The organism is Paenibacillus sp. FSL R7-0198, from assembly GCF_038000415.1.
In the GTDB taxonomy this organism is placed as follows: Bacteria; Bacillota; Bacilli; order Paenibacillales; family Paenibacillaceae; genus Paenibacillus.
In genome coordinates this window covers 5,013,551-5,037,349 of sequence record NZ_JBBOCB010000001.1, presented here as the reverse complement: position 1 = coordinate 5,037,349, position 23,799 = coordinate 5,013,551, and the positions used below count along the sequence as shown (strand labels likewise).

Below are 23,799 nucleotides of genomic sequence, written 5' to 3'. Positions count from 1 at the left end.
TAGGAGCATAAATGATGAAATATACCAATCCGGTGATTCCGGGGTTTTATCCAGATCCGAGTATCTGCCGTGTAGATGAAGACTATTATCTGGTAACCAGTACCTTTGAATATTTCCCTGGTGTGCCCATCTTCCACAGCAAAGACCTTGTGAACTGGCAACAGATCGGCCATGTCCTCACAACCACTGAGCAACTCCCTTTAGCGAACGCAGGCAGCTCTGGCGGCATTTTTGCCCCAACACTCCGGTACCATGATGGTTGGTTCTATATGACAACAACCAATGTCAGCGGCGGCGGAAATTTTTATGTACGTAGTGCCCAGCCCGAGGGACCATGGTCTGCTCCGATTTTTGTTGATCAGGGCGGCATTGATCCCTCTTTTCTCTTCGATGAAGATGGACATGTGTATTTTCAAACGGCCTGTAACGGCGATGAAGGTGAGGGCATCTATCAGTGCGAGATAGACATCACGACCGGAGCCAGACTAACCGATAGCCGATTGATCTGGACTGGAACCGGAGGAGCAGCCCCCGAAGCTCCCCACATGTATAAAATAAACGGCCTCTACTATCTGATGATCGCCGAAGGTGGAACCGAGTATGGTCATATGGAGACCATTGCTCGGAGCACAGAGCCATACGGACCATTTGATCCGTGTCCTCATAATCCGATTCTGTCCAATCGGAGCATGAAATCCAGCATTCATGCAACCGGTCATGCAGACCTTGTCCAGATCCAGGATGGAAGCTGGTGGGCCGTGTCTCTTGGCATTCGTCCAGCAGGTTACCCCATGCGGCACCATATGGGACGTGAAACGTTCCTGGCACCTGTCACTTGGACGGATACCGGTTGGCCGATGATCGGTGTGGACGGACATATTGAGCAGGAGATGACTGGGCCTTTGTTGGCTGAGCACCCTTGGTCACCTCAGGCTATTCGGGATGATTTTGACGAACCATCATTAGGCATGAACTGGATCTTCTTACGTAATCCAGTTCCGGGTAGTTGGACGCTCACTGAAAATCCCGGGCAACTCATCCTCCGAGGTCACTCGGTTTCACTGGATGATGGACAAAATCCAGCCTTTGTCGGGCGTCGATTGAGCCATTTCTTATGCAATATGGCAACCGAGCTACGTTATGAGCCAAATGTGAGCGGTGAGGAAGCTGGATTAACCTTATTTATGAATGATAAATATCATTACGATTTGGTTGTAACACGGATCGATGGGCAGAAGAAAATCATACTACGGCGAACCGTCGGCTCTCTGCGAACCGAGCAGGTGTTTGACTGTGACACGGGGCCGGTTGTATTACAAATCAAGGCTGACCGTAATCACTTCACGTTCCTCTACCAGCAAGGTTCATCCGATGCCATCGAAGTGGGTTCAGGGGAAACACATCTGTTATCTACCGAAGTAGCAAGTGGTTTCACAGGTGTGATGATCGCCATGTACGCTTATGCTCCATCGGGGGAGTGTACACCTGCAAGTTACGATTGGTTTGACTATGAACCTCTGGACGAATAATCGTTTTAACTCCTATATTCAGTAATAGAAAAATATAATATATGATCAGCTAAAATTATCCCCTTAAAGTAGATACTCTTTGAAAAGCCTTGTGTGGTAGCATAAGGAAATGAGTGAACTTTGAGGGGATTTTGCTATAGCTATATCTTTATTACGGATTGCACTTGAATTTATAAAAGAACCATTGCTTTATTAGAGAAGTTCTCCTAGTATTTTTAGAAGGAACACCCCAGCAGTTCCCATCTTGGCAATAACTTCACTGCCCATATGAGAGCGCTATCGCTGCAGCACGAAAGAAAAACGGGAGGTTGCAGATATGAAATGGAATCACTTCAAGTCCAAGCTTCTGTTTAAGTACACCCTATCCTATATCTCCATTTTCCTTATCCCTCTTGTTATTTTAACCATCATTATTTATCACAACGCTGTGGACACGCTCCGTTCAGAGATCGAGCAGACCAATGTTAATCAGCTCACTCAAGCCAAAACTGTCATTGATGATCGCATGAAGGAACTCCAAGACATCGCTTTTCGCATCGCCTACGATGAGCAGTTAACGCGGTATTGGACCCACCATCCGTACTATAGCCGGGAATCAATCGGCGCATTGGTCAAATACAAAGCCACCAGTTCCATTATCGATGAGTTATTCCTGTTCTTCCGCGGAGATGATAACATCTATTCTTCTCAAGGCTCTGAGAACCTGGATGTATTCACTGGCCGCTACAAATTTACTACGTGGAACAAAACAGACATGATCCGGGATTTGAATAACGTACAGTCTCCCACGATACGTCCAGCGGAACAGGTCGTCCAAGGAACCAGAATACCCAATTCCATGCTGGCCTACCTTGTACCGATTGCACCTAACAATACGCCCGCCCATGGAACCGTCATGTACCTGATTCACGAGTCCAATCTGACGGGCCTAATTGATTCCATCCTCAGCGACTATCACGGGATGACTTATATTTTCGATAATTACGGGCAAGTACTGGCAGCCAATTACAAGGGAGAAATCATATCCGAACAGGAAGTTAACGCTCTGTTTGCTCTTGAACCCGGAACGCACAGCATCTCCTTAAATCAAGAACCACATTCGGTTGTATCCGTTAAATCGGATGCGGGTTGGACTTATGTAACCGCTATGCCCAGCAACCAATTTTTTAGCCGAATCGTTCATATTCGCACCTTTGTTGTTCTCGTTTTCTCCTTCATGGTGGTGATGGGCACGTTCCTCGCCATTCTATTGGCTCGAAGACAATACCATCCGATTTCAGATCTAATGGAGTTCATTCGGATGAAGAATGTTCCTGATCCATCCTCCACCACTAACGAGCTGGAATGGATCAAGAAAACATTGCATGATTACAGTCAGCGCGTAGATCTTCAGGAGCCGTATGCTCGCAATCATATTTTGCTCATGTTGCTGAAGCACGGTCACACCGGAGATTTCCCATCTGAGTTTACGGATAAGCTTGGCATACGCTTTAACCGATCCCATTATTTTGTCATGATCATAGGCTGGGAAATGCATGCTTTTCCTATCGGTGATAACCCCGATCAACCTACTGTCATGCAGCTGATGAACGATGTGGAGCTGCCGGAGTTGTCTGCATATGCTTACGGCGTGGAGCTGCCACAGGCAGACCAATTGGCCCTTATCGTGGGATTCGATGCCGAAATAGAACATGAAGGTAGCCTGAATGCTCGTATGGAGCCTATTGTTGAAAAACTGCAATGGATGGTGACAGAACACACCGGGGTAGCGCCCGCAATCGGGATAGGCAATCGGTACATTTATCCGAAACAGCTGAATCAGTCCTACATTGAGGCCTCGACCGCTCTGGAAGCATCGATGCTGCATGGACAGGGCAGCAGTACATACTTTAACAACCTTTCCGGTTCCGATGTACAGGATTCTTCCTTCTGGGTCCCTAAGGATGTGTTATTAAAGCTGGTTCAGAGTTTAAAACAGGGCAGCTATGATGTGGCGGTTCAGATGGTGTCAACCGCGTTGAACAATTTGAAAGCTGAAATGCCATCTGTACCACTGCTGCGTTGCATCTGCTTTGATATTCTGAATACAATGCTCAAAACCGCCTCGGAGCTTGGCATCCATCATGTCGTTGATCAACTTCCAAGGATCACTTCCTACGACTCGTTGGAGGATTTGGAGAAAAAACTGAAAGGCCTTGCCGCCGAAATCTGTGCCCATGTCGAGGCGAAGAGTGAGACGGAAGAAAGCTCCCTGATGGATGAGATCGTTGCTTATATTGATGCCAATTTCTCGGACTATGACCTCAGTCTAGGTACGATTTCATCGAAATTCACGATCTCTTCATCCTATTTCAGTCGTTCTTTCAAAGAAAAGATCGGCATGAACTTTACCCAATATATCTGGCAGAAACGGATGGATGAGGTCATTCGACTACTGCTGCATACTACCGATCCGTTAAAAGATATCATCACGCGTGTCGGTTACCTGGATACACCAAACTTCATCCGCAAATTCAAAAAAGAGACGGGTTATACCCCAGGGCAATACCGTAAAATGCACCGTCCCAACGACTCCGCCGATTCCCCTGATGATGATGACGAGGAGTGTATCGGATAAGGGAGATATCGTCTCTATGATGGTTACATCTCAGAACAGTAAACAATGTATATGAGAGCGAGTAACCGTGCCTGATTCGTTAGACCAAAATAACGCTAACAAGGGTCCGTCCTATACGTCATGCTCATGACTATAGGACGGACCCTTCGTATGTTTTTAGTCCGTTTACACCATCTGACCCATTGGCTCCCTGAGGTGTTTATTCTATTTTTCCAGCAGAAAAATCTTGAAGCCCTTGATGCACTGCACCCAGCAAACGGTGAGTTGGATCACAGCCGTACTCCCAGAACATGATCCCGGCCAGACCTTGATCCTTTACGTATTCACATTTGCATTGAATCGATTCTTCATCATCATACGATATGAGGCTGGACCCATTAAACAGAAACGGTGCACAGGCTTCTTCATCCCAATAACGGGTGTACCCATCCTTGTTGATGTACTTCGCTTCCAGCTCGGCAAATGATGGTCCATATCCGCCTGTACTACCGGCCATTTGATGGAGTCCGTGGTTTCGGTCAGGAACCTCAGTCCAGATCCGTGAATAGAAGGCGGCACCGATCACAATTTTCTCCTTCGGAACGCCTGCGCGAACAAACAGGTTCACGGAAGCATCCGTACTGATTCGAAACAGATCTCCTGTTGGCGTGTACAGATTCGTATGATGTCCGGTCAGAACCTGAAAACCGCCGCGCATATCATAGGTCATCAACTGCACGTAGTCCAGGTACTGCTGCACCTCAACCATCTCTGTACCATCAACGTAGTATTGATCGGCCCCTGCCGCAATGGTGAGCAGATAATGACGACCATCCTCGGCTCCCTTGGCACTCAATGTCTCCCGGATCGTCTTGAGAAGCAAGGTGAAATTCCGTTTATCATCAGGGCTGGATGTAATATCGGCTTCACCGTAACAAGGATACTCCCAATCCAGATCGATCCCGTCAAAAGGATATTCCTCCAGCGCCCTAACCGCCGATGCAGCCATGCTCTCCCTCCCCGCCTGGGTTGAGGCGACTTCGGAAAAACCGCCAGCGCTCCATCCGCCTACAGACAACAGCACTGTAAGATTCGGATGCTCCCGCTTGATGTGCTGGATCACATGGCCGTTTTTTAAATGCTCGGTGGTGATTGCATCATTCTTGACATGTCCGAAGGCTACGTTCAGATGTGTTAACTTCAAGAGATCCTCATGTGTCATGTCGGGGAGAACTGAATCAACAGCATAACCGGCAGCAATATATTTGGTCACTCTCTTCACTCCGATCCGTTCGATGATTGAGATATCGCAGCAGCAATCTGCAAGGCTTCCTTCCCGGTACCAATCTTGTACCCGGAAGCCAAATAACGAACTTGATGCTGAGTATCCAGCACAAACAGATGTGGATAACCCGCTTCGTGAGTTGCAGGCTTCGAAATGAAGCCGGACAAGGAAGCATAACTGGAATCTCGTACAAAAACCGTGCGTACAGGCAGTTTTGGATAACCAGCAGGGTCAAAGGCAGCGTTCCATTCCATATCTCCGATCATGAGTACGATGGGTATACCCAGCTTATCCAGCGGCTCTGCCAGCTCACACAGTTCACGAATCAGATGTTTGGTCGGTTCCCGCTCCGGTTCAATCCAGGTAGCAATGGCACCCTCCGATCCCAGAAGTTCCTCCAGTTCTACCTCTGAACCATCCAGACGGGTCAGTATACTTCCTGGTGCAAGTTTACCCAGTACAGGAATATCAAACTCAGTCTCGCGATAAGACAATACAACTTCAGTTGTATCTCCGGCGTTCACGGTAAAGTAAACGAAGCGTACTTTTGCCGTTCCATCGTTCAGACGAACGCCTGTCGTTAAGCGATAAGCGCCTGGTTCAACCTCATATGGCTCGCTGTAGACATCTGTACTGCCATAAGGATAAATCAACGTCTTGTAGACGCCATCTTCCAGACGGGCAAACGTAAAGTTCTCGAAATAGGATGCTTCAGGTGTATCCTGCGAAGCTTTTATATCCCTATGAAGTTGGAGCATTCCCCAGCTTGTGCTCTCCTGAGTTTGAGGTAAGGCGAGACTAAACACTGCATCCTCCCAGCCTCTGTCACTTAGATACTGTGGTTTCTGTGCGCTCGGATGTAATCGGGCCGGAATACCCAAACTGCGACATACAGCCACAAACAAAATATCCAGCGACTGAGAGTCTCCCTTCATTAGACTAAACGTCCCTATCGGATTCCCTTTACCTTTTAGATTAGGAAGATCTTCATAGTATTCGTATTCCTGTTCCAGCATTCGGGCAAGCGTCGAAGGGTTCTTCCTAAATGCTGCTGCGTCGTCCGCCGAAAAGGCATTCTGGAATACACCTCGATAAGGAACCAGCATCTCATTGGAAATCCGCGGACACAGGATGTATCTTACAAACGTATCTTCCGCCCATGTTCCTTGCTGCGAGAGTGCACCAATCAGATGATCGTCCAGCGTCTGGCGAAAGGTATCAATTAAATCTTTTTCATTCATCGACTCCAGCAACCGGAGCGGCCACTCACCGTATGAATTGGAGCACTCCTCTAGGAAAGCTGCAATTTCACGGCTGTTCCCCCGTGCCTTTTGGAGAATTCCCCACACTCGCACCGAGGGTAGTTCAATCCCTTTAGCTAGCGAGACAGCTTCCTCCTCACGCAGGAAAGTGTCCTCGTACCCGCTACGGATCTGCGCTCCTTCCTCCAGCCGACGATTGTGAATCTGGATCTTCTCTTCCGGTAACACAATCACGGCCTCTCCCTCCCTTTCCGGAGGAGGAACCATATCGAAATCTACAATCCCTGTAGGCTGCTCTGATGAGTTCAGCACAAGCTCTATAGCCTTGTTTTCCTGAGCCTTAAATAGGATCTCACTCCACTTGCCGCCGCTGACCGCACGAATCAAAAGGTCACCACAGCCAGTCTTAAAGGTCGCTTCCCCTTGTGCATCCGTCCTAATCTCGGCAATTGGATAAAATTCAGCCGTATTGTACAGCTCAAAACGGACGCTCGCGCCGGGTACGGGCTCTCCCTGCTCATTTTTCACCTTCACATAGATGTTGCGTGTTGGCGCATAGTTTTCAAGCAAATTAATTTCCGTATATCCCTTTTCGGAAAGCGTAATATCCTCTGGTCCGGGATAGTCGGCATAGATTCTCGTATTAATCAGCATGGCCCTGCGGGCTGGTGGACTGAACCACCCTTGGTTCAGACGGGCTTCCGGCTCACATGCCCCGATGTAATACCATTGACCATCTGCCCAAGCTTCTACCCAAGCATGATTGCTGTCACAGTGAGCCCAGCGCGGCGTATAGACCTGGCGGGCAGGTATGCCGATGCTGCGAAGAGCGGCCACCGCCAGCGTGGATTCTTCGCCGCATCGACCACGAGCATTGCGGATCATCGTCAGCGGGGATATCGTGCGCAGATCGCTACCTATATAGGTCGCTTTTTCATGACACCAGTAATTCGTCTCCAAGATGGCATCTGCCATGGATAAGTTCGTAGTCCGCTCGGCTAATTCGTCATACAATAAGCCGCGGTAATCTTCAATATTTTCCGTATTTATGCGATAAGGCAGTACAAAATGAAGGAACAAATGATCAGGAACGCGTTCTCCCCAAGGCACACGTTTACGGGTGTCCAAAGCCTGGCGCACATGGCTCAAGAACAAGTCCCCGTTATAATCAGCCATGTCGTTTACCGGCATATAGGCATAGACATACTTCAACGCCCAAGTCTCTTCTTGCGTTAGCTCCTGCTGAAAAATATGAAACAACTCCGTTTTGCGGGCCTCTGCAAAACGTACCTTCTCCTGGAACTTTTGCTCGATCCTCTCCAATGACTGTGCATCAAGGGAAAATACCAAGGTTTGGCTGGTCATCGCGTTATCACTCCTTCCACAGCTTTCCGTCTTCCCGAATACAGATCAAGGCCGTTCCGTCCGAAGACGGCGCAGTAATCTGGAACAGGCTGCGAGTCGTTTCAATAATAGGCTTACAGCTCAACAATTCCTCACCCAAAAGCAACTTCATATCTTGGGTAAATTCACCATGCTTTTCATAATAATTACGTTCACGGTAATAAAGCTTGCGAAGCTCCCATTTGATTCGTTCGTCTTCAGACAACTCAAATGACTGATCCGTTCCGTCATCCGAGAATACAACATAACCCCATAACTCCGGGTAATGCATGTTGATAATGCCCATAGGTGACCACACCCAGTTGTCCTCGGGATAAGGTTTACCCGTCTCTGGATTCAATACCTTGCGGTACTCATCGTCCTGCACTTCCGTCTGCCACTCCACACGCGAGAAGTTGACACGCCAGAACTCACCCGGCGAAGGTGGACGGCTTCCCTCGGCACATTCCTTTAGACTGGCCCAGGGAATCGCAACTTCCACGCTCCATTTCCGGTTCTCTGCACCAGGTCTGTTCAGTTCCCCATCGATATATACGGCCGTCTTGAAACCCTTGATATCCCAACCGTTAACCGGAGGCCCACCATCCCGATACGGCTTCACTAATAACAGGTCCCATACCGTATTGAGTGCATTGATCTCGAACTCATAATATTGATGGGAATCCCCGTCGGGATCGATAAAAATTTCAAAGTCATTGTCATAAAAAATTACGGAATCACGCTCAGTCAGGGTAGCCCAGATCTGATCTTCAATCAGCTCGGCAGCAAAATAGAAATAGTCGTCATCCCACAGCATTTTTACCCGTGTCTGTTTCTCTGGCTTCGGACGAAGATCACCTTCGATATCAACAAATTCCTCCGTCCAATGAGCCGCATTCCAAAATGCCTTATCCACACGCCCATCTAACACCAGCGGTTCCTGCGCACGCTTGCATATATAATGTTTGGGAGCATACTCAATCCTGGGTTCAGGCACTCCACTTCGGTTCATATCACTCTCTCCAATTCGTAAGGGAGGGCATGCGTCTATCGGCACACGCCCTCCCCGTAATGGTTAGTTATGGGTGACAACGGCTCCAGAGCCGCCGTACATTTCCAGCTCCTCATTGAATTCGAGCTTAAGAACGGTCACCTGTTCATGTGTATCCTTCGAGGTCATCTTAATCCACGTTGTCCCAGGGATATTGAACCAAGGCACGCCCCCATGAATCTCATGATTAAGCTCTTTGCCCGAATGCAGCACGGTAATTTTCTTGATCGGATTGCAGAGCCCCTTGATGCACACATTCTCTTTTGGATCGTCATACACAAACAGGTAAAGCGTCTTTCGATCCTCGGATACGGTGCTTCCCCCCAGATAATAGCGAGGCATAATGCCTTCACCCGTTCCGAAGACGGCCTCTTCATGGGTTCGAATCCATGCTCCCAGCCCAAGCAGAATATCCTCCTGCCTCTGATCGATGGTGCCATCTTCACGCGGACCGATATCCAGCAACATATTACCGCCCATCGATATACAATCACAGAACATCCGAATGATCTGATTCAGGGATTTATATTTATGATCGGTTGGCACATAACCCCAAGATGTGTTAATCGTGGTACAGAACTCCCAGGGTCCCTCCGGTCTTGTAATCGGAATGCCCTGCTCCGGCGTTTTGTAATCCCCGTAACCTTGAAGGCGGGAGTTGATGATGATATCCGGGTTAAAAGATTGCAGATAATGCTTGAACTCCGGCAAATTCCACTGCTGTGCACTCCGTTCCCAGTCCCCATCAAACCACAGCAGATCCACCTTTCCGTAATTTGTTAAAATCTCTCTCAGTTGATGGTTATTGAATTGCAGGAACTTCTGCCACTTTGCCTGATCCTGAACGCCGTCCACAGGACTTGAATGCCGGTTGACACTACTGAGATCCTCCGGTACTTTTCCACCTTCATACACGCTAGGATAATCCGGGTGTGACCAATCAATGAGCGAGTAATACATCCCCAGATGCATGCCCTTTTCCCGAATCGCTTCCGCATATTCCTTCACAATGTCCCGATTGGCTGGTGTCTGTTTGACGACGTTGAGATCGCTATATTGCGTATCCCATAGAGCAACGCCATCATGATGCTTCGTTGTTAACACGGCATACCGGGCACCAGACTTCTCAATCAGGTCCGCCCACTTCTCTGCATTGAATTCCGATGCCGTAAAACCATCCAACTGTTTCATATATTCTTCATAGGATATCCTGCCATTATAGAAGGACCAGGATTCCGCTACCCCGTCCACCGCATAGATGCCATAGTGGATGAATATCCCCAGTTTGGCTTCTTCAAACCATTTCTGCATAACGGTTCACACCTCCCCCGAGAATTCTTATATGCGAAAAATTTAATAAAGCTAACCTTATTGAAGCTAACTGCTGTCTTTCTGCATAAGATGTACCTCGATAGGCTTTATTGCCCCGAATTCCAGCGGTCATATGCCCCCTGATACAGTTCGATGATACGGTCACTGCCCATTTTCTTCATCTGTGCAATGTACTTATCCCAGTTCTCAAGTGGTTCCTGGCCGGTCACAAACTTCGCTTCCATCTGTTTAACGTACGTATCCAGGTCAGACAATAGAGCGGTTGCTTCGCTTTGCTCTTCATTCGTCAAATAAACGTTAGGAAATGGTGCTTTTCCGATAGGTACCAACTTCTCTTGATTTTGCTGGTCAATCCACTCATCAAATTCGGTGCGAAGACCCTTCGCTACATCCGGATCATTAATACCCGGTGTCAAGATACCAAAGTTCGGCGTGATCTTACCGCGGTATTCTTCACGATCCCCGCCTCCAGGAACAGGTAGCCACTCTTTTACGTGATTTTCCTTGTCTTTGAATTGCCATAACACACCTTCGGGACCTTGATTGAACAGAGTCGCACCTTCATAGCTGTACAAGTAATCGATCCATCGCATCGTCGCCTCGGGTGACGGGTTGCTGCTCGTAATAGCAAAGGTACCGCGAGCCGACATGCCCGGGTGCTTGCCATATACCGGAGAGTCTGCCATCTCGCTCTTCACCGGTGTCATCAGTGGATGATCCGTGCTTGGTTCACCGCCGAGCGTGAAGTATGGATGGTAATCGTTGAACAGTGCAAGTTTGTTGCTTACACCTTTTGCTTTTTTCTGATCGCCTGTTTGAGAGAAGGTCTCATGATCCAGCAAGTCTTCCTTCCACAAGCGGTTCATGAATGTCAGATAACCTTTGTAACCTTCTTCTTGATAAGGGTAGTGAACTTTACCGTCCTTATCGGAATAGATGCCCTCGTTGTACATTCCCCAGAAGCCGAAGAAAAACATGCGAAGATCATCCAGTTTTACAGAAGTAAGCGGAATTTCATCTTGCTGGCCATTGCCATTAGGATCTTCTTCTTTTACACGCTTGAGATAGGTATACAATTCTTCGGTGGTCTTAGGCTCTTCTACGTTAAGTGCTTTTAGGAATTCCCCGTTGTACCACATTGGGCCTCTATACCACACGGCCGCTTTATCAATGAATGGGAGTGCATACATATGCCCATCTGGTGTTGTAAATGATTTGCGGACATCCGGATTCTCATCGAGAATCTTTTTGATATTTGGGGCGTAACCTTCGTCAATGTATTTTTCCAACGGGATCAATATGCCCTGACTGCCATATGTCACCTGCTCGGCTGGCTTGAGGTCCGCAGCATAGAACATATCGGGCAAGTCCCCGCTGGCAAATACCAAGTTTTTCTTCGTTTCAAAGCTGTCGATCGGTGATAGTTGGTATTCCAGCTTGATGCCCGACAGTTTCTCCATTTCTTGCAGCACAGGCATCGTGCTCCAGTCGGCTACGCCGGCATCCTGGGACATGACCTTCAAGGTTAACGTTTTGTCTACAATGGGGAAACCTTCTTTTTTGACCCCCTCAATTGTGGAGGTCGCACTTCCTTCTTCATTGGTTGAACCACAGGCTGCAAGCAATGTTGCGAATAAGGTGAGACAGAGTGTAATGGATGAAGCCTTGCGAAGCTTTTTCATAACAACAACTCCCCTTGTTTAATGTGGTATATGGATTAAGATCATCCCTTAACGGAACCGATCATAACACCCTGGACAAAGTAACGCTGAAGGAATGGATACACTGCAATGACTGGAAGGGTCGCAACAATAATGACAGCATATTTAACCAGCGCAGCAATCTCCGCTTTCGTATTCATCGCCGTTGCTGAAGAGGTATCAATGGCTCCTCCCCCTTGAGCCGCCATTTCCTGAAGCACGAGAATCTGTCGCAGAAAGAGCTGCAACGGGTACTTGGATGAATCGTTCAGATAAATCATGGCGCTGAAATAGCTGTTCCAGTGTCCGACTCCGTAGAAGAGTGCCATCACTGCAATGATTGGCATGGAGAGCGGAAGCACAATCTTGATGAACAACCGGGTGTTGGTACACCCATCAATATGCGCCGCTTCCTGCAGCTCCTTGGGAATCGTCGATTGGAAGAACGTACGGCATACGATAATATTCCAGATGGATGCAGCGCCAGGCAGAATAAGTGCCCACATGCTGTTCACCATACCAAGATCCTTGACCAGCAGGTAACTTGGGACAAGCCCTCCGCCGAAGAACATCGTTACCATAAACATCGCCATGAAGAATCCGCGCCCCACAAAATCCGAGCGGCTGAGCGCATAGGCTGCTGGTAACGTGACAATCAGGTTGACGATGGTACCTACGACAGTGTAGATAATTGTATTTTTGTACCCGATCCAGATGTTGGTGTTCTCAAACACTCGGGCATAGCCCTCAAATGTAATTCCTTTCGGAAGTAACCACATCTCCCCTGAGCTTACGTATTTGGGATCACTAATTGAGGCACTGATGATGTACAGTAGCGGATACAACACAATCACGAGTGCTACCGTCAGATAGATGTAATTGCACACTAAGAACACCTTATCGCTTCTGCTTTCTTTCACTGCGGATGACATGTGTATTCCCTCCTTTTACCACAGGCTGTTTTCACTGGTACGACGTGCAATCTGATTCACGGTAATGAGCAAAATCGCATTAACTATGGAGTTGAACAATCCTACCGCCGTAGAGAAACTGTACTGCGCATCAACCAGCCCCGACCGATAGACAAAGGTTGAGATGACATCGGACGAGCCCATGTTCAGCGGATTTTGCAGCAGCAGGATTTTCTCGAATCCGACGCCCAAAATACTGCCCATATTTAGAATTAACAAGATGGTGATCGTAGGGATAATCGCTGGTATGTTAATATGTAAAATCCGTTTAAATCGGCTCGCACCATCCACCACAGCCGCTTCATGCAGTTGCGGGTCTACGCCAGATAGGGCGGCGAGGTATATGATGGTGCCCCAACCTGCGCTTTGCCAGACTCCGGACAGCACGTACACTGTTTTGAACCACGCAGGGTCCGTCAGGAATTGAGGTGCCTGTAATCCAAGGGCCTCCACCAAATTGACAATCATGCCTGACGAGGGAGACAAAAAGGTAATGATCATGCCCGACATCACAACGACCGAAATAAAATGCGGTGCATACGTGACGGTCTGCACAGTACGCTTGAAGAAGGAATCCTTCACTTCATTGAACGCTAACGCCAGAATGATCGGCAGCGGAAAACCTATAGCCAACTCATACAAGCTGATGCTGAGGGTATTCCATAGCAAATCCCAGAAATAATAAGAATTGAAGAAACGGATGAAATGATCGAATCCGACCCATGGGCTTCCCGTGACACCAAGCGTTGGAATGAAGTTTTTGAATGCAATTTGTATGCCGTACATCGGACCATAATGGAAGATCAGAAAGTATAGAAAGGCTGGTGCGATAAACAGATACAACTCCCAGTTACGAATCATCCTTCTCCATAATTTATTTTTCTTACTGCTCGGATTCGTGTATACCGATAGGTTTTGCGACAAGGTGTGCTTCCCATCTGGTTGCATCAGTTGTTTCCTCCTTTTTGGTAACGCTTACATAGCGAGTTTATGGTTCATTTCCCAATCCGTAAATATGCCATTTCAACCTTTCCATCTAAAATCACCGAAAATACTGTTACAACGGGGGTTTACACTTTTGTTGCCAGCTTGTCATTGTCATTTTGGGGAAGTAAAACATGTAGAATTTGACCGTTTCCCTCCTTAAGTTGTCATTTAGGGTTTCATCACATGAACCTGGAAAGATGTCAGATCTAAATGGAGGATAGAAAACAGACCTTAAAATCAAAACCTACATATACGATCAGACATCGTGTTCATGTCTAAAAGCATTATGCTAAATTCTAAGGGTTACAGATTGCACCAATGCGAACCAATAAAATGTAATATTATCTATCATACATCTATCGCACATTATAAGCCTGTAATTGCTTGCCTTTATTCTATATTTCTCCTGTCTCTTTCGTATATATGTTGTTTTTATCTTTGCCTGCAGGATACAAAAACGCTTATAAACATTGGGATTATGGAGCCATATGTGTAGATTTTGCACAAGGTGTGGAATCTGATACCCATAGATATTTGGGAAAAGACCATTAAAAAAAGCCGATCCAGTAACACGAATTGGCTTTAGAGCCTAAGCAGATATTCATTTATTCGCTTTATGTGTCACTATAAATATCAATAAATGTAATATAAATGACCATATAAAGCCTATGTACAGTTTTAACTCAAATAAAAAACCACTCTCCATATATGTTTGGAGAGTGGTTTTGAGAATACACATTCGTTTTACCCATGATTCGTTTATAGGGTTTGCAGTGAATTTACTTGCCAGAAGGTTGAGCTTCTGCCGTATACCCTGTTGGGATATCCGTTTCTGCAGTCACATTCGTGATAACCATCGGATACATCATATCCGGGTCAGGTTGAATAATGGAATAGAGCACGATCGCGCGTCCATCCTTCTCCAATTTCACATCATCAATCTTCAATCCATAACCAGGGTGTGGCATTTCAGCACTGAGTTTAACTTTGTTTGTTTTGTCATCAACCTTCGTTGTTGTCACTTCAGGTACGATCGCTTGTTGGCCTTCACCTGGATTGGTTGGAGCTGGCTCTGTTGAGCCGCCATTGCCGTGTTTATCCACAAATTCGAGTGCATTGAAGATCATGCTTGCAGCCTCCATACGGGTAAGCGACTGATCTGGACGGAAGTTACCGTCCTTATCCAGTTCAATGATGTTCATGTTCAGCAAGTTCTGGACCGCAGATTTGGCGTCCTTACCGATTTTATTTTCGTCCTTGATATCATTATACTTCATGATGACCGGATAATTGCCGGTTGTGTTAATTCCTTCGAGAAGCAAAGTAACAAATAGCTCACGTGTCATCTTGCCTTGCGGATTCACTTCTACTGGAATAGACAATCCATTTTGGGTAGCGGCCTGTACAGCATCAGCATACCATGTGTCCGGACTAATTTTATCTTGTGCGGAAGACGTAGCGTATGCATTTTTCAGACCAAATGCATTCACAATCAGTTGAACACCCTGTGGCTCGGACAATGCGAGATCTGGACGGAACAGATCCGCTGTTACTCCGTTAACAATACCTTTTGATTTCAATGAATCCACAATCGACTTCTGCCCTTCATCCTTCACATCTGAGAAAGCGAATACCGATGCACCTCCTGCTGTCAAAGAAACGCAGAGTGCAAGCGTTGCAGCCAATCCTTTTTTATGTTTCATTTCCTGGCACCTCCATATGATTAGTAAAGCCTATTTTTTACCTCTTCATTCCTACAGACGGGGTACCCCTAGAAAATGTTTCAGTAATTTCGACATCTGGTGAATACAACACGGGAACACTGCATAGAACTCTTCTCCGACGCCGATAATCCGATTACCTGCTTTTTGCTAACTGGCTTCGTTGACATCCCATCGGATTAGCGCAAAAATAAGAATAGAGAAATCCATCGGATGACGGATAAACAGCGAACCGGATCGCATACAGTAAGAGGGCACGACGCGCTAATAACAGGTGTCGGCCCTTTTCTTGACTCCACCCGCTGAACTGACTTCACCTATAACAAAAGGAGAACAATGCTTATGTCCAAGAAAGGATTACTTCGCGGTTATGTTGTATCGAACTGGCCTGTCTATCTGGTTGCTGTTCTTCTGATTATTGCCTCCAATGTCGGGCAAGCATCCCTGCCCCGCATACTCGGCAGTTTCACGGATCAATTGATGCAGAACACGCTTCAGATGCAGACAATCGTAAGGTACAGCCTGTCTCTTTTGGCTATTGCTATCGGGTACAATGTGCTGTTCGGTACCGGACAGTTCATGATTATGAAGCTTGGTCGACGCTTCGAATTCATGACGCGTGAGCGTATATTCAGTAAGTTTTCCGAACTTAGCGAACATTATTTCTCCAAACAAGGAAACGGAAAACTGCTCAGTTATGTCATGAACGATGTTACTTCCGTACGTGAAGCGATATCCAATGGCGTGACGCTCATGACCAATGCCACCTTCCTGCTGTTGTCCTGCATTGTCATGATGCTGCTTAGCGGGATTCCGTTGACACTCATTCTAATCAGCGTTGTACCTTTGCTGGCGATTCCATTTCTGGTCGTATTTTTCGGTCCGCGGATTCGCAAGCGCTCTCGTGACGTACAGGAAGCCCTTGCAACCATGACGGAATCCGCAGAAGAGCAGCTGGGTGGCATTCGCGTAACCAAGACGTTTGCCATCGAAGACAGTGCTCGTGCACGTTTTGGAACTACCGTCGATGCAATCAAGAGCAAACAGCTTCGACTGGTTCGTCTGTCTTCGTTGTTTCAGGCTTTGCTACCACTGCTGGGAGCCATCTCATTGGTTGTTTCTCTGCTTGTAGGTGGTATTATGACCATGCAGAATTCTATTACACTCGGGAGTTTTGTCGCCTTAACCTTATATCTGCGCATTATCATGGGGCCACTTCAACAGATCGGCAATGTCATCAATACCGTTCAGCGCTCAGGCGCATCCCTGGAGCGGGTGAATGACCTGCTCAGCGAAGTAGCGGATGTGCGTGAACTTCCCGAAGCCACAGCGCTCCATACCGTACAAGATATCACCATGGAGAATCTAACCTTCTCCTATCCTGGCAGTTCATCTCCTGCTCTCAAAAACATTCAACTCCATATTCGTGCCGGGCGAACGGTAGGTATTGTAGGCAAGACCGGCTCAGGTAAAAGTACCCTCGTTAAGTTATTGCTGCGTACATATGAACCACCTGAAGGAACGATTCGCATCAATGGTACCGATATTCGGCAGCTGTCGCTGGAAAGTCTGAGATCACGCATCGCCTATGTCCCTCAGGATGGATTCCTGTTTAGTACCACCATCCGGGATAACATCGCATTCAGCGACCGGGAAGTATCACTGGATACTGTGGAACATAGTGCACGGCAAGCCATGATCTATGACAATATTGTCCGTTTTCCCGATCGCTTCGATACACGTCTTGGCGAACGTGGACTCACCCTGTCTGGTGGACAACGTCAGCGAACCAGCCTTGCAAGAGGACTGATCAAGCAAGCACAGTTACTAATTCTGGATGACAGCATGAGCGCGGTTGATGCCGTGACAGAGAGTGGTATTCTGCGCAGTTTGCGCGAAATCGGCAAGGGCAAGACCACATTGATCATCTCTCATCGCATCAGCGCAGTCCGGCATGCGGACGATATAATCGTTCTGGATGAAGGGCGAGTCGCCGAGCAGGGAACACATGCTCAGTTGATGGCTGCCAAGGGGTTATATGCGGCCACCTACCGTTTGCAGGAGGAGGGATTACATCATGTCTGACGCTAACGCTGAACTTCGACCAGATGCAGAAGAAGATCAGAGTAAACGAACTTCGTTTAAAGCGATGATGGCATATGCCAAACCGCATAAATGGGCCTTCGCCGGTATCTTCCTCTGCTCACTGCTTGGCATATCGGCAGATCTGCTGCAACCCTATCTGGTGAAGATCGCCATCGATGATCATCTGGCCATCGGCCAGACCAGTGTGGGCTTTCTCGTTCAGCTTGCAGCCATCTTTCTCGGGCTGGCTGTCATCAGTTTTATTTTTACCTATGTCCAGAATAATCTGTTGCAGCATGTGGGACAGAACATTGTATCCCGGATCCGAAAGGACCTGTTCAAACATATCTCCAAAATGTCCATGTCCTTCTTTGACCGTTTTCATATCGGGAGTCTGGTTACGAACGTATCCAGTGATACGGAGACCATCAGCAGCTTTTTCACCCAAGTACTGCTCAGTCTGATTCGAGATGGTATGATGCTGGTGCTCATTATCGTCTTTATGTTCCAACTTGATCCTGTGCTGGCGAGTTACTCCCTGATCGTCCTGCCTGTCATTGCAGTGGTTGCGGTATTATTCCGTAGTCGACTGCGGAAAGCTTATCAGAATGCCCGTACCCGTCTTTCCCGTTTGATCGCATTTACGGCGGAGAACCTGTCCGGCATGTTCCTGATTCAGGCCTTTCACCAGGAAGAAGAACAGAAGAAACGTTTCTCGGAACAAAATGCGCTCCATCTGAAAGCCAACATTGCTCAAGCCCGCTCCAATGTCATCTTCAACCGGACGTTTGATATCCTTGGCAATGCGGCACTGGTCATGATGGTCTGGCTTGGAGGTCGCGCCGTTCTGGGTGGGTCCCTGCAAGTCGGGGTATTGTATGCGTTTATCAGCTATATCCGCCAGTTCTTTCAACCGATTAACCAGATTACGATGCAATGGAATACATTCCAGTCCACGACTGTATCGATGGATCGCATTTGGAACATTCTGAATACACGGCCTGAAGTTGCCGATCCTGAGCCTACGCAGGCCTCTTCGCTGGAGCCTCGGAACGTGATGGGCCAGATTGATTTTAATGATGTGTCTTTTGGTTATCGGACAGATCGGCCCCTGATCCAGCATATGAACCTGCACCTCTATCCGGGTGAAATGGTAGGTATCGTGGGCACAACAGGTGCTGGCAAAAGCACCCTGATCTCCCTGCTCAATCGCTTCTATGATGTAGACGAGGGCAGTATCGAAATTGATGGTACCGATATTAGGCATCTGCCGCAGGCCAAACTTCATCGAATTGTGGGGCTGATTCAACAGGAACCATTCCTGTTCTCCGGTTCCATTATTGATAATGTGAGAATGTTTCGTGAGGATATTACGCGAGAGCAAGCGATTGAAGCCTGCCGTTTTGTCGGAGCACATGCCATGATTTCACGTTTGTCACAAGGATATGATACACATCTGTCCGAACGCGGAAGCGGGCTTTCCGCCGGGGAGCGGCAGTTGATTTCATTTGCCCGGATCGTGGTGTTCCAGCCCCGAGTGCTCATCCTGGATGAGGCAACCGCCAATCTGGACTCACACACGGAACAGCTTGTGCAGCAGGCGCTGGAATCGGTATCCCAGGGACGCACCACCATTGTCATTGCCCATCGTCTGTCCACGGTGATGCATGCCGATCGAATTCTGGTGATGGAGAATGGTGAGATTGTGGAGGAAGGCCCGCACCAGGAACTAATCGCAGCCAAAGGCGTATATGCAGACTTGTACACCCATGCGCGTGATGCAGGTAAAAATTCAGCTATATCAGGGTAATGAACCTGAGTTATAGTAAATACAGAACGTTGAACATGCCGCTCTGCTCATGCAGGCGGCACGTTTGGCATATCGTTCAGCATTGTTCATTAGGAGGAGCATCTATGCAACAACCCGAAACATCCAAGCGTGACCATCAGCAGATTCGTTACCGACGCAGCACAGCTTTGTGGAAAGGAAGTTTATGCTTCCTGTTCCTTCTCTTGTGCGTGAGCTTATTATGGATCATCGTGGACGGACAAGCCGAAAGACTGGAGACGATATACTATTCCATCGCAGCCGTGCTGGGTATGTGGTTGATCGGACCGCTATTTTTCATGTTCTTGTCACGACTAACCAGAACTCCCGCCGTGTTGTTATCCTGGGATGATGATGCGTTGAGCACGGGTAAACGGAAAATTCCATGGAGCCGGATTCGCAAAGTGGAACTCGCCTCACCTGCCCGCAGCAAGTGGCTTCTGTCTACTTCTCCCATGTTTGTCCTGTACTTGAAGGACGGCACGCGGTCTCATATTCAAACGGATCATCTACTCAGCAAAAAAGAGCTGAACCAGGCAGTGACTTTGCTTCAGGAGACTTTGCAGGAACAGCGGCAAAATGGTTGAGTATCGGGATGGATGAGGACAAGTTTCCCACACATCACTGTGATTTCTCCACACCTATGGACAGGCTAACTTTGTAATTGCCGTAAGGCAGCAATGCTTCCAGCAGTTGTCCAAGTTGCTCTGTGGTACTGGTCTGCACCCGCATCAGATAACAGCCTTCTCCGCTGACGCGATGGACTTCAACGATGTCCTCACGTTCAGCAATGAATGTACGAAAGGCAGCATGTCTGTCGCCGGAGTTCAAGAAAACTGTGACAAATGCTTGTAGGTCGAGGCCAAGGCGTTCCGGGTTCCATTTTACCGTATAACCTTCAATCACACCCAGATCTTGCAGCTTGCGCACTCTTGCACCAACGGCCTGTCCCGTGAGATGAACCTCTTCACCGATCTCTTTGTGAGAACGTTTGGCATCCTGAATCAGAATCTGCAAAATACGTATATCTGTATCATCTATGATTTCATTCATCTTGCTTCAGCAATCCTTTCACAGTGAAATTAGCGTGGCCTAATTCCATTCATCATGTTATGTACGCCGTTAAACGGGTTGTATACCATATAGGGTAATACTATTCAACAACTCGAAGGAGTGCAAATATAATGAAAATTCAATTGATTCGCAATGCTACACTGTGGCTGGAATACGGAGGGCTGAACATTCTCGTTGATCCGATGTTGATGGACGCCGAAGTCATGCCTGCATTCCCGAATACACCCAATGAGTTACGTAACCCAAGAGTGGCTCTGCCTGAAACCGAAACGGATTATATGAATCCGGATCTGTTGATTGTGACACACACCCATCTGGACCACTGGGATGAAGCAGCGGCGAAACAACTCCGCAAGGACATTCCTCTGATCTGCCAGCCTGGGGACGAGAATGTATTCCTGGGTGCCGGATTCACGAATGTAACAGCTGTAGATGAAAAACATGAGCATCACTCTGTCCGATTCGCCCGTACATCCGGGCATCATGGCACAGGTGAAATCGGTGAACGTATGGGCGACGTGTCCGGTTTCGTACTTGAATCAGATGCAGAACCTGTCACCTATATTGCGGGGGATACGATCTGGTGTGAAGAACCTGCCGAGGCCATCCGCCAATATGCCCCTGAAGTCATAGTTGTGAATGCCGGAGGTGCACGCTTCGTGGAGGGTAATCCCATTACAATGGACGGGCCAGACGTTGCCGCCGTGAAGCGCCATGCGCCATCTGCTCATGTCATCGCTGTGCACATGGATGCGATTAACCATTGTGTGGTATCACGCACGGATCTCGCCACTTATCTGGCATCCGAGCAGATGGATAGTCAGGTGCTCATTCCACGCGACGGCGAAAGTTTTGAATTTTGAAGCGGAAGCTACGCTGAATCAAAGCTGAGAAATAACCTTTTCACACAGGTGGGTGGATTGTAACGAACTCAGCACACGCTATTAGTCTGTTTTTGGATACTCTAATATTCTAACGAATCCTAGACACGTTATTTCCGCTCTGGGCTTGCTTTTCCCGAGATTTATCCATCTTTTTGCCAGGATAACGTGTCTCCGATTCGTTAAATTTCTACTATAACGATAATCGGCACAATAAGGTGTCCTAGGTTCGTTAGCGCGTATGACAGGACTGTGCACTTCATTTTCAACACACACCATTACCTAACTTATATGTTACCTTGTCTGCCACTTCATTACTCATGTCTCCCATGTCTTCCCTTTCCCTATAAAATATAACGAAAAAAGCTGGATGCGATGAACTCGCACCCAGCTTTTTTTGGCTTCAAGGAACACGCTGATCCTCTGAGCCGCTGGCTTCCCTCTTGGGCATCATTCCTGCAATTGCGCCCTCACGTGTCCTATCCCTTTACGCTTACGCTAATCCCCTACTGAACTTTCAAACGAATCACGTTCCATGATGCTTTCGCCAAGCTCGCCGTAATCAGGGTCTCAGATACAACTGCACCCCCACGATTATGAGGAGCAACACGGTTTGGTTGCGCCGCCGTATTCGATGCTTTGAGATCATCACTTTCCAGCACGATATGCTCGATCACGGTACACTTCCCGAAGCTGCGCAGGTCCACCTCGAGAGGAAGGGATTCTTCCAGATGACGGTTGACTGCGAATACAGTCACTTCACCCTGCTCTTCGTTATGAACCGCAATAGCTTCCAGATAAGGAACATCTGTGATTTGTTTTGTATCGTATTTTGGAGACTGAATCAATGGCACCAATGCTGTTCCGCGCCCGAAGAGAGACGTATGCATAAATGGATAGAAGATCGTCTGTCTCCATGAACCACCGCCCGTATCTGTCATGATCGGTGCAATCACGTTAACGAGTTGTGCCAAACATGCCATTTTAACCCGATCCGCATGTTTGAGCATACTGATCAACATACAACCAACAAGCAGTGCATCCTCGTGGTTATAGATATCCTCCAGCTGTGGTGGGGCAATCTGCCAAGGGTCCATCTTCGAATCATTTTCATTGGAGTGATACCATACATTCCACTCATCAAAGGACAGATACATCGTCTTTTTGCTGCGCTTCTTCGCTTTGATATAATCACAAGTCGCCTTCACGGTATCGATAAAACGATCCATTTCAAGCGATCGTGCCAGGAACGTTGGCGTATCTTGCTCTTGATTACCGTAGTATTGATGCAAGGACAGATACTCCACGTGATCATACGTATGATCCAGCACCGTTGCTTCCCATTCCGGGAATGATGGCATATTCAGGTTTGAACTTCCGCAGGCTACCAGTTCAATCGTCGGGTCCGTCCACTTCATGACTTTTGCCGCTTCAACGGCTGCACGTCCATACTCTTCTGCCGTTTTGTGACCGATTTGCCAAGGACCATCCATCTCGTTACCCAGACACCATGTTTTGATCGCATGGGGCTGCTTATATCCATGCTTGATGCGAAGATCACTATAATACGAACCTTCTGGATGGTTGCTGTACTCTACAATGTTACGTGCTGCATCGGCGCCCCGTGTTCCCAGATTAACAGCCATCATGACTTCAGAATTAGCCTGTTTCGCCCAGTCCACGAATTCGTTGAAGCCAAATTCATTGGTCTCAATCGTTCTCCAGGCCAGTTCCAGTCTGCGTTTGCGTTCTGACACAGGTCCAACCGAATCTTCCCAATTGTAACCGGATACAAAATTACCTCCAGGATAACGTACAATCGGTACATTCAACTCCTTGACCATCTCCAGCACATCCGTGCGGAAACCCTGTTCGTTCGCTGATGGATGCCCCGGCTCGTAAATCCCGTCATAGACTGCACGTCCCAGATGCTCAATAAATGATCCGTACAAGCGCTTATCCACTACACCAATAGTAAAATCTTTATCTACCGTCATTTTTGCTTTTTCCATAATGAATTTCAACTCCTTAAGATTAATATAAAAATTAATTGATATTCTATGGATCAACGTTCATATTTATATTAAAATCGATTATAGCCTTAATTTCAACCT

The 23,799-nt window shown here is 47.6% G+C and carries 16 protein-coding genes; 6 read left to right on the top strand and 10 right to left on the bottom strand.

Annotated features, from left to right (window positions below; all coding sequences use genetic code 11):
- Positions 1 to 14: 14 nt before the first annotated feature.
- Together MKY87_RS21790 and MKY87_RS21785 are read left to right on the top strand one after the other, a co-directional pair.
- On the top strand, positions 15 to 1,529 hold the full coding sequence (locus tag MKY87_RS21790; protein ID WP_339790783.1) for a glycoside hydrolase family 43 protein: 1,515 nt from the start codon (positions 15 to 17) through the stop codon (positions 1,527 to 1,529).
- 316 nt (positions 1,530 to 1,845) lie between these two features.
- On the top strand, positions 1,846 to 4,146 hold the full coding sequence (locus MKY87_RS21785; RefSeq protein ID WP_339785781.1) for an AraC family transcriptional regulator: 2,301 nt from the start codon (positions 1,846 to 1,848) through the stop codon (positions 4,144 to 4,146).
- 199 nt (positions 4,147 to 4,345) lie between these two features.
- Here the strand turns inward: MKY87_RS21785 and MKY87_RS21780 are convergent, their stop codons facing one another.
- The 8 genes from MKY87_RS21780 to MKY87_RS21745 form a co-directional block, all read right to left on the bottom strand.
- Positions 4,346 to 5,398 carry a glycoside hydrolase family 18 protein gene (locus MKY87_RS21780; protein ID WP_340967520.1) on the bottom strand — a complete coding sequence of 351 codons (1,053 nt, stop codon included), beginning with the start codon at positions 5,396 to 5,398 and terminating at the stop codon, positions 4,346 to 4,348.
- Positions 5,399 to 5,403: 5 nt separating this feature from the next.
- Positions 5,404 to 8,037 (bottom strand): transglutaminase domain-containing protein, encoded by a 2,634-nt coding sequence (locus tag MKY87_RS21775; RefSeq protein WP_339785787.1) that lies wholly within the window; start codon positions 8,035 to 8,037, stop codon positions 5,404 to 5,406.
- 7 nt (positions 8,038 to 8,044) lie between these two features.
- The gene (locus MKY87_RS21770) at positions 8,045 to 9,067 is read right to left on the bottom strand and encodes a carbohydrate-binding family 9-like protein (RefSeq protein ID WP_340966161.1); all 1,023 of its coding nucleotides are present in this window, start codon (positions 9,065 to 9,067) and stop codon (positions 8,045 to 8,047) included.
- 63 nt (positions 9,068 to 9,130) lie between these two features.
- Positions 9,131 to 10,417, bottom strand: coding sequence for an alpha-L-fucosidase (locus tag MKY87_RS21765; RefSeq protein ID WP_340966160.1), 1,287 nt, complete (start codon positions 10,415 to 10,417; stop codon positions 9,131 to 9,133).
- Positions 10,418 to 10,524: 107 nt separating this feature from the next.
- Positions 10,525 to 12,120, bottom strand: a complete 1,596-nt coding sequence (locus MKY87_RS21760; RefSeq protein ID WP_340966159.1) for an extracellular solute-binding protein — start codon at positions 12,118 to 12,120, stop codon at positions 10,525 to 10,527.
- Between the two features lie 41 nt (positions 12,121 to 12,161).
- Positions 12,162 to 13,070, bottom strand: a complete 909-nt coding sequence (locus MKY87_RS21755; protein WP_105600785.1) for a carbohydrate ABC transporter permease — start codon at positions 13,068 to 13,070, stop codon at positions 12,162 to 12,164.
- Positions 13,071 to 13,085: 15 nt separating this feature from the next.
- On the bottom strand, positions 13,086 to 14,057 hold the full coding sequence (locus tag MKY87_RS21750) for an ABC transporter permease (RefSeq protein ID WP_253431288.1): 972 nt from the start codon (positions 14,055 to 14,057) through the stop codon (positions 13,086 to 13,088).
- A gap of 818 nt (positions 14,058 to 14,875) precedes the next feature.
- Positions 14,876 to 15,799 carry an S-layer homology domain-containing protein gene (locus tag MKY87_RS21745; RefSeq protein WP_253431285.1) on the bottom strand — a complete coding sequence of 308 codons (924 nt, stop codon included), beginning with the start codon at positions 15,797 to 15,799 and terminating at the stop codon, positions 14,876 to 14,878.
- 360 nt (positions 15,800 to 16,159) lie between these two features.
- Between MKY87_RS21745 and MKY87_RS21740 the strand changes: the two genes are divergently transcribed.
- The 3 genes from MKY87_RS21740 (at position 16,160) to MKY87_RS21730 (ending at position 20,317) form a co-directional block, all read left to right on the top strand.
- A complete protein-coding gene (locus MKY87_RS21740) occupies positions 16,160 to 17,902 on the top strand; it encodes an ABC transporter ATP-binding protein (protein ID WP_340966158.1) in 1,743 nt (580 codons plus the stop codon).
- Positions 17,895 to 19,712 (top strand): ABC transporter ATP-binding protein, encoded by a 1,818-nt coding sequence (locus MKY87_RS21735; RefSeq protein WP_340966157.1) that lies wholly within the window; start codon positions 17,895 to 17,897, stop codon positions 19,710 to 19,712. Before MKY87_RS21740 ends, MKY87_RS21735 begins: the two co-directional genes overlap by 8 nt.
- 104 nt (positions 19,713 to 19,816) lie before the next feature.
- Positions 19,817 to 20,317, top strand: coding sequence for a hypothetical protein (locus MKY87_RS21730; protein WP_340966156.1), 501 nt, complete (start codon positions 19,817 to 19,819; stop codon positions 20,315 to 20,317).
- A 34-nt stretch (positions 20,318 to 20,351) separates the two neighbouring features.
- On the opposite strand, the gene MKY87_RS21725 is transcribed toward MKY87_RS21730, so the two are convergent.
- Complete coding sequence (locus MKY87_RS21725) at positions 20,352 to 20,783, bottom strand: Lrp/AsnC family transcriptional regulator (protein WP_340966155.1); 432 nt, start codon at positions 20,781 to 20,783, stop codon at positions 20,352 to 20,354.
- 131 nt (positions 20,784 to 20,914) lie between these two features.
- Here MKY87_RS21725 and MKY87_RS21720 point away from each other — a divergent pair, with 131 nt between their 5' ends.
- Positions 20,915 to 21,667: an MBL fold metallo-hydrolase gene (locus MKY87_RS21720; RefSeq protein ID WP_340966153.1), complete on the top strand. Its 753-nt coding sequence runs from the start codon at positions 20,915 to 20,917 to the stop codon at positions 21,665 to 21,667.
- Positions 21,668 to 22,191: 524 nt separating this feature from the next.
- Here the strand turns inward: MKY87_RS21720 and arfA are convergent.
- Positions 22,192 to 23,697, bottom strand: a complete 1,506-nt coding sequence (gene arfA, locus MKY87_RS21715) for an arabinosylfuranosidase ArfA (protein WP_340966152.1) — start codon at positions 23,695 to 23,697, stop codon at positions 22,192 to 22,194.
- Between the last annotated feature and the right edge of the window lie 102 nt (positions 23,698 to 23,799).

Bases quoted from the DNA above. Each gene is read 5' to 3' on its own strand.
- MKY87_RS21790 (WP_339790783.1), top strand. From the start codon at position 15: ATGAAATATACCAATCCGGTGATTCCGGGGTTTTATCCAGATCCGAGT.
- MKY87_RS21785 (WP_339785781.1), top strand. From the start codon at position 1,846: ATGAAATGGAATCACTTCAAGTCCAAGCTTCTGTTTAAGTACACCCTA.
- MKY87_RS21775 (WP_339785787.1), bottom strand. From the start codon at position 8,037: ATGACCAGCCAAACCTTGGTATTTTCCCTTGATGCACAGTCATTGGAG.
- MKY87_RS21770 (WP_340966161.1), bottom strand. From the start codon at position 9,067: ATGAACCGAAGTGGAGTGCCTGAACCCAGGATTGAGTATGCTCCCAAA.
- MKY87_RS21765 (WP_340966160.1), bottom strand. From the start codon at position 10,417: ATGCAGAAATGGTTTGAAGAAGCCAAACTGGGGATATTCATCCACTAT.
- MKY87_RS21760 (WP_340966159.1), bottom strand. From the start codon at position 12,120: ATGAAAAAGCTTCGCAAGGCTTCATCCATTACACTCTGTCTCACCTTA.
- MKY87_RS21755 (WP_105600785.1), bottom strand. From the start codon at position 13,070: ATGTCATCCGCAGTGAAAGAAAGCAGAAGCGATAAGGTGTTCTTAGTG.
- MKY87_RS21750 (WP_253431288.1), bottom strand. From the start codon at position 14,057: ATGCAACCAGATGGGAAGCACACCTTGTCGCAAAACCTATCGGTATAC.
- MKY87_RS21745 (WP_253431285.1), bottom strand. From the start codon at position 15,799: ATGAAACATAAAAAAGGATTGGCTGCAACGCTTGCACTCTGCGTTTCT.
- MKY87_RS21740 (WP_340966158.1), top strand. From the start codon at position 16,160: ATGTCCAAGAAAGGATTACTTCGCGGTTATGTTGTATCGAACTGGCCT.
- MKY87_RS21735 (WP_340966157.1), top strand. From the start codon at position 17,895: ATGTCTGACGCTAACGCTGAACTTCGACCAGATGCAGAAGAAGATCAG.
- MKY87_RS21730 (WP_340966156.1), top strand. From the start codon at position 19,817: ATGCAACAACCCGAAACATCCAAGCGTGACCATCAGCAGATTCGTTAC.
- MKY87_RS21725 (WP_340966155.1), bottom strand. From the start codon at position 20,783: ATGAATGAAATCATAGATGATACAGATATACGTATTTTGCAGATTCTG.
- MKY87_RS21720 (WP_340966153.1), top strand. From the start codon at position 20,915: ATGAAAATTCAATTGATTCGCAATGCTACACTGTGGCTGGAATACGGA.
- arfA (WP_340966152.1), bottom strand. From the start codon at position 23,697: ATGGAAAAAGCAAAAATGACGGTAGATAAAGATTTTACTATTGGTGTA.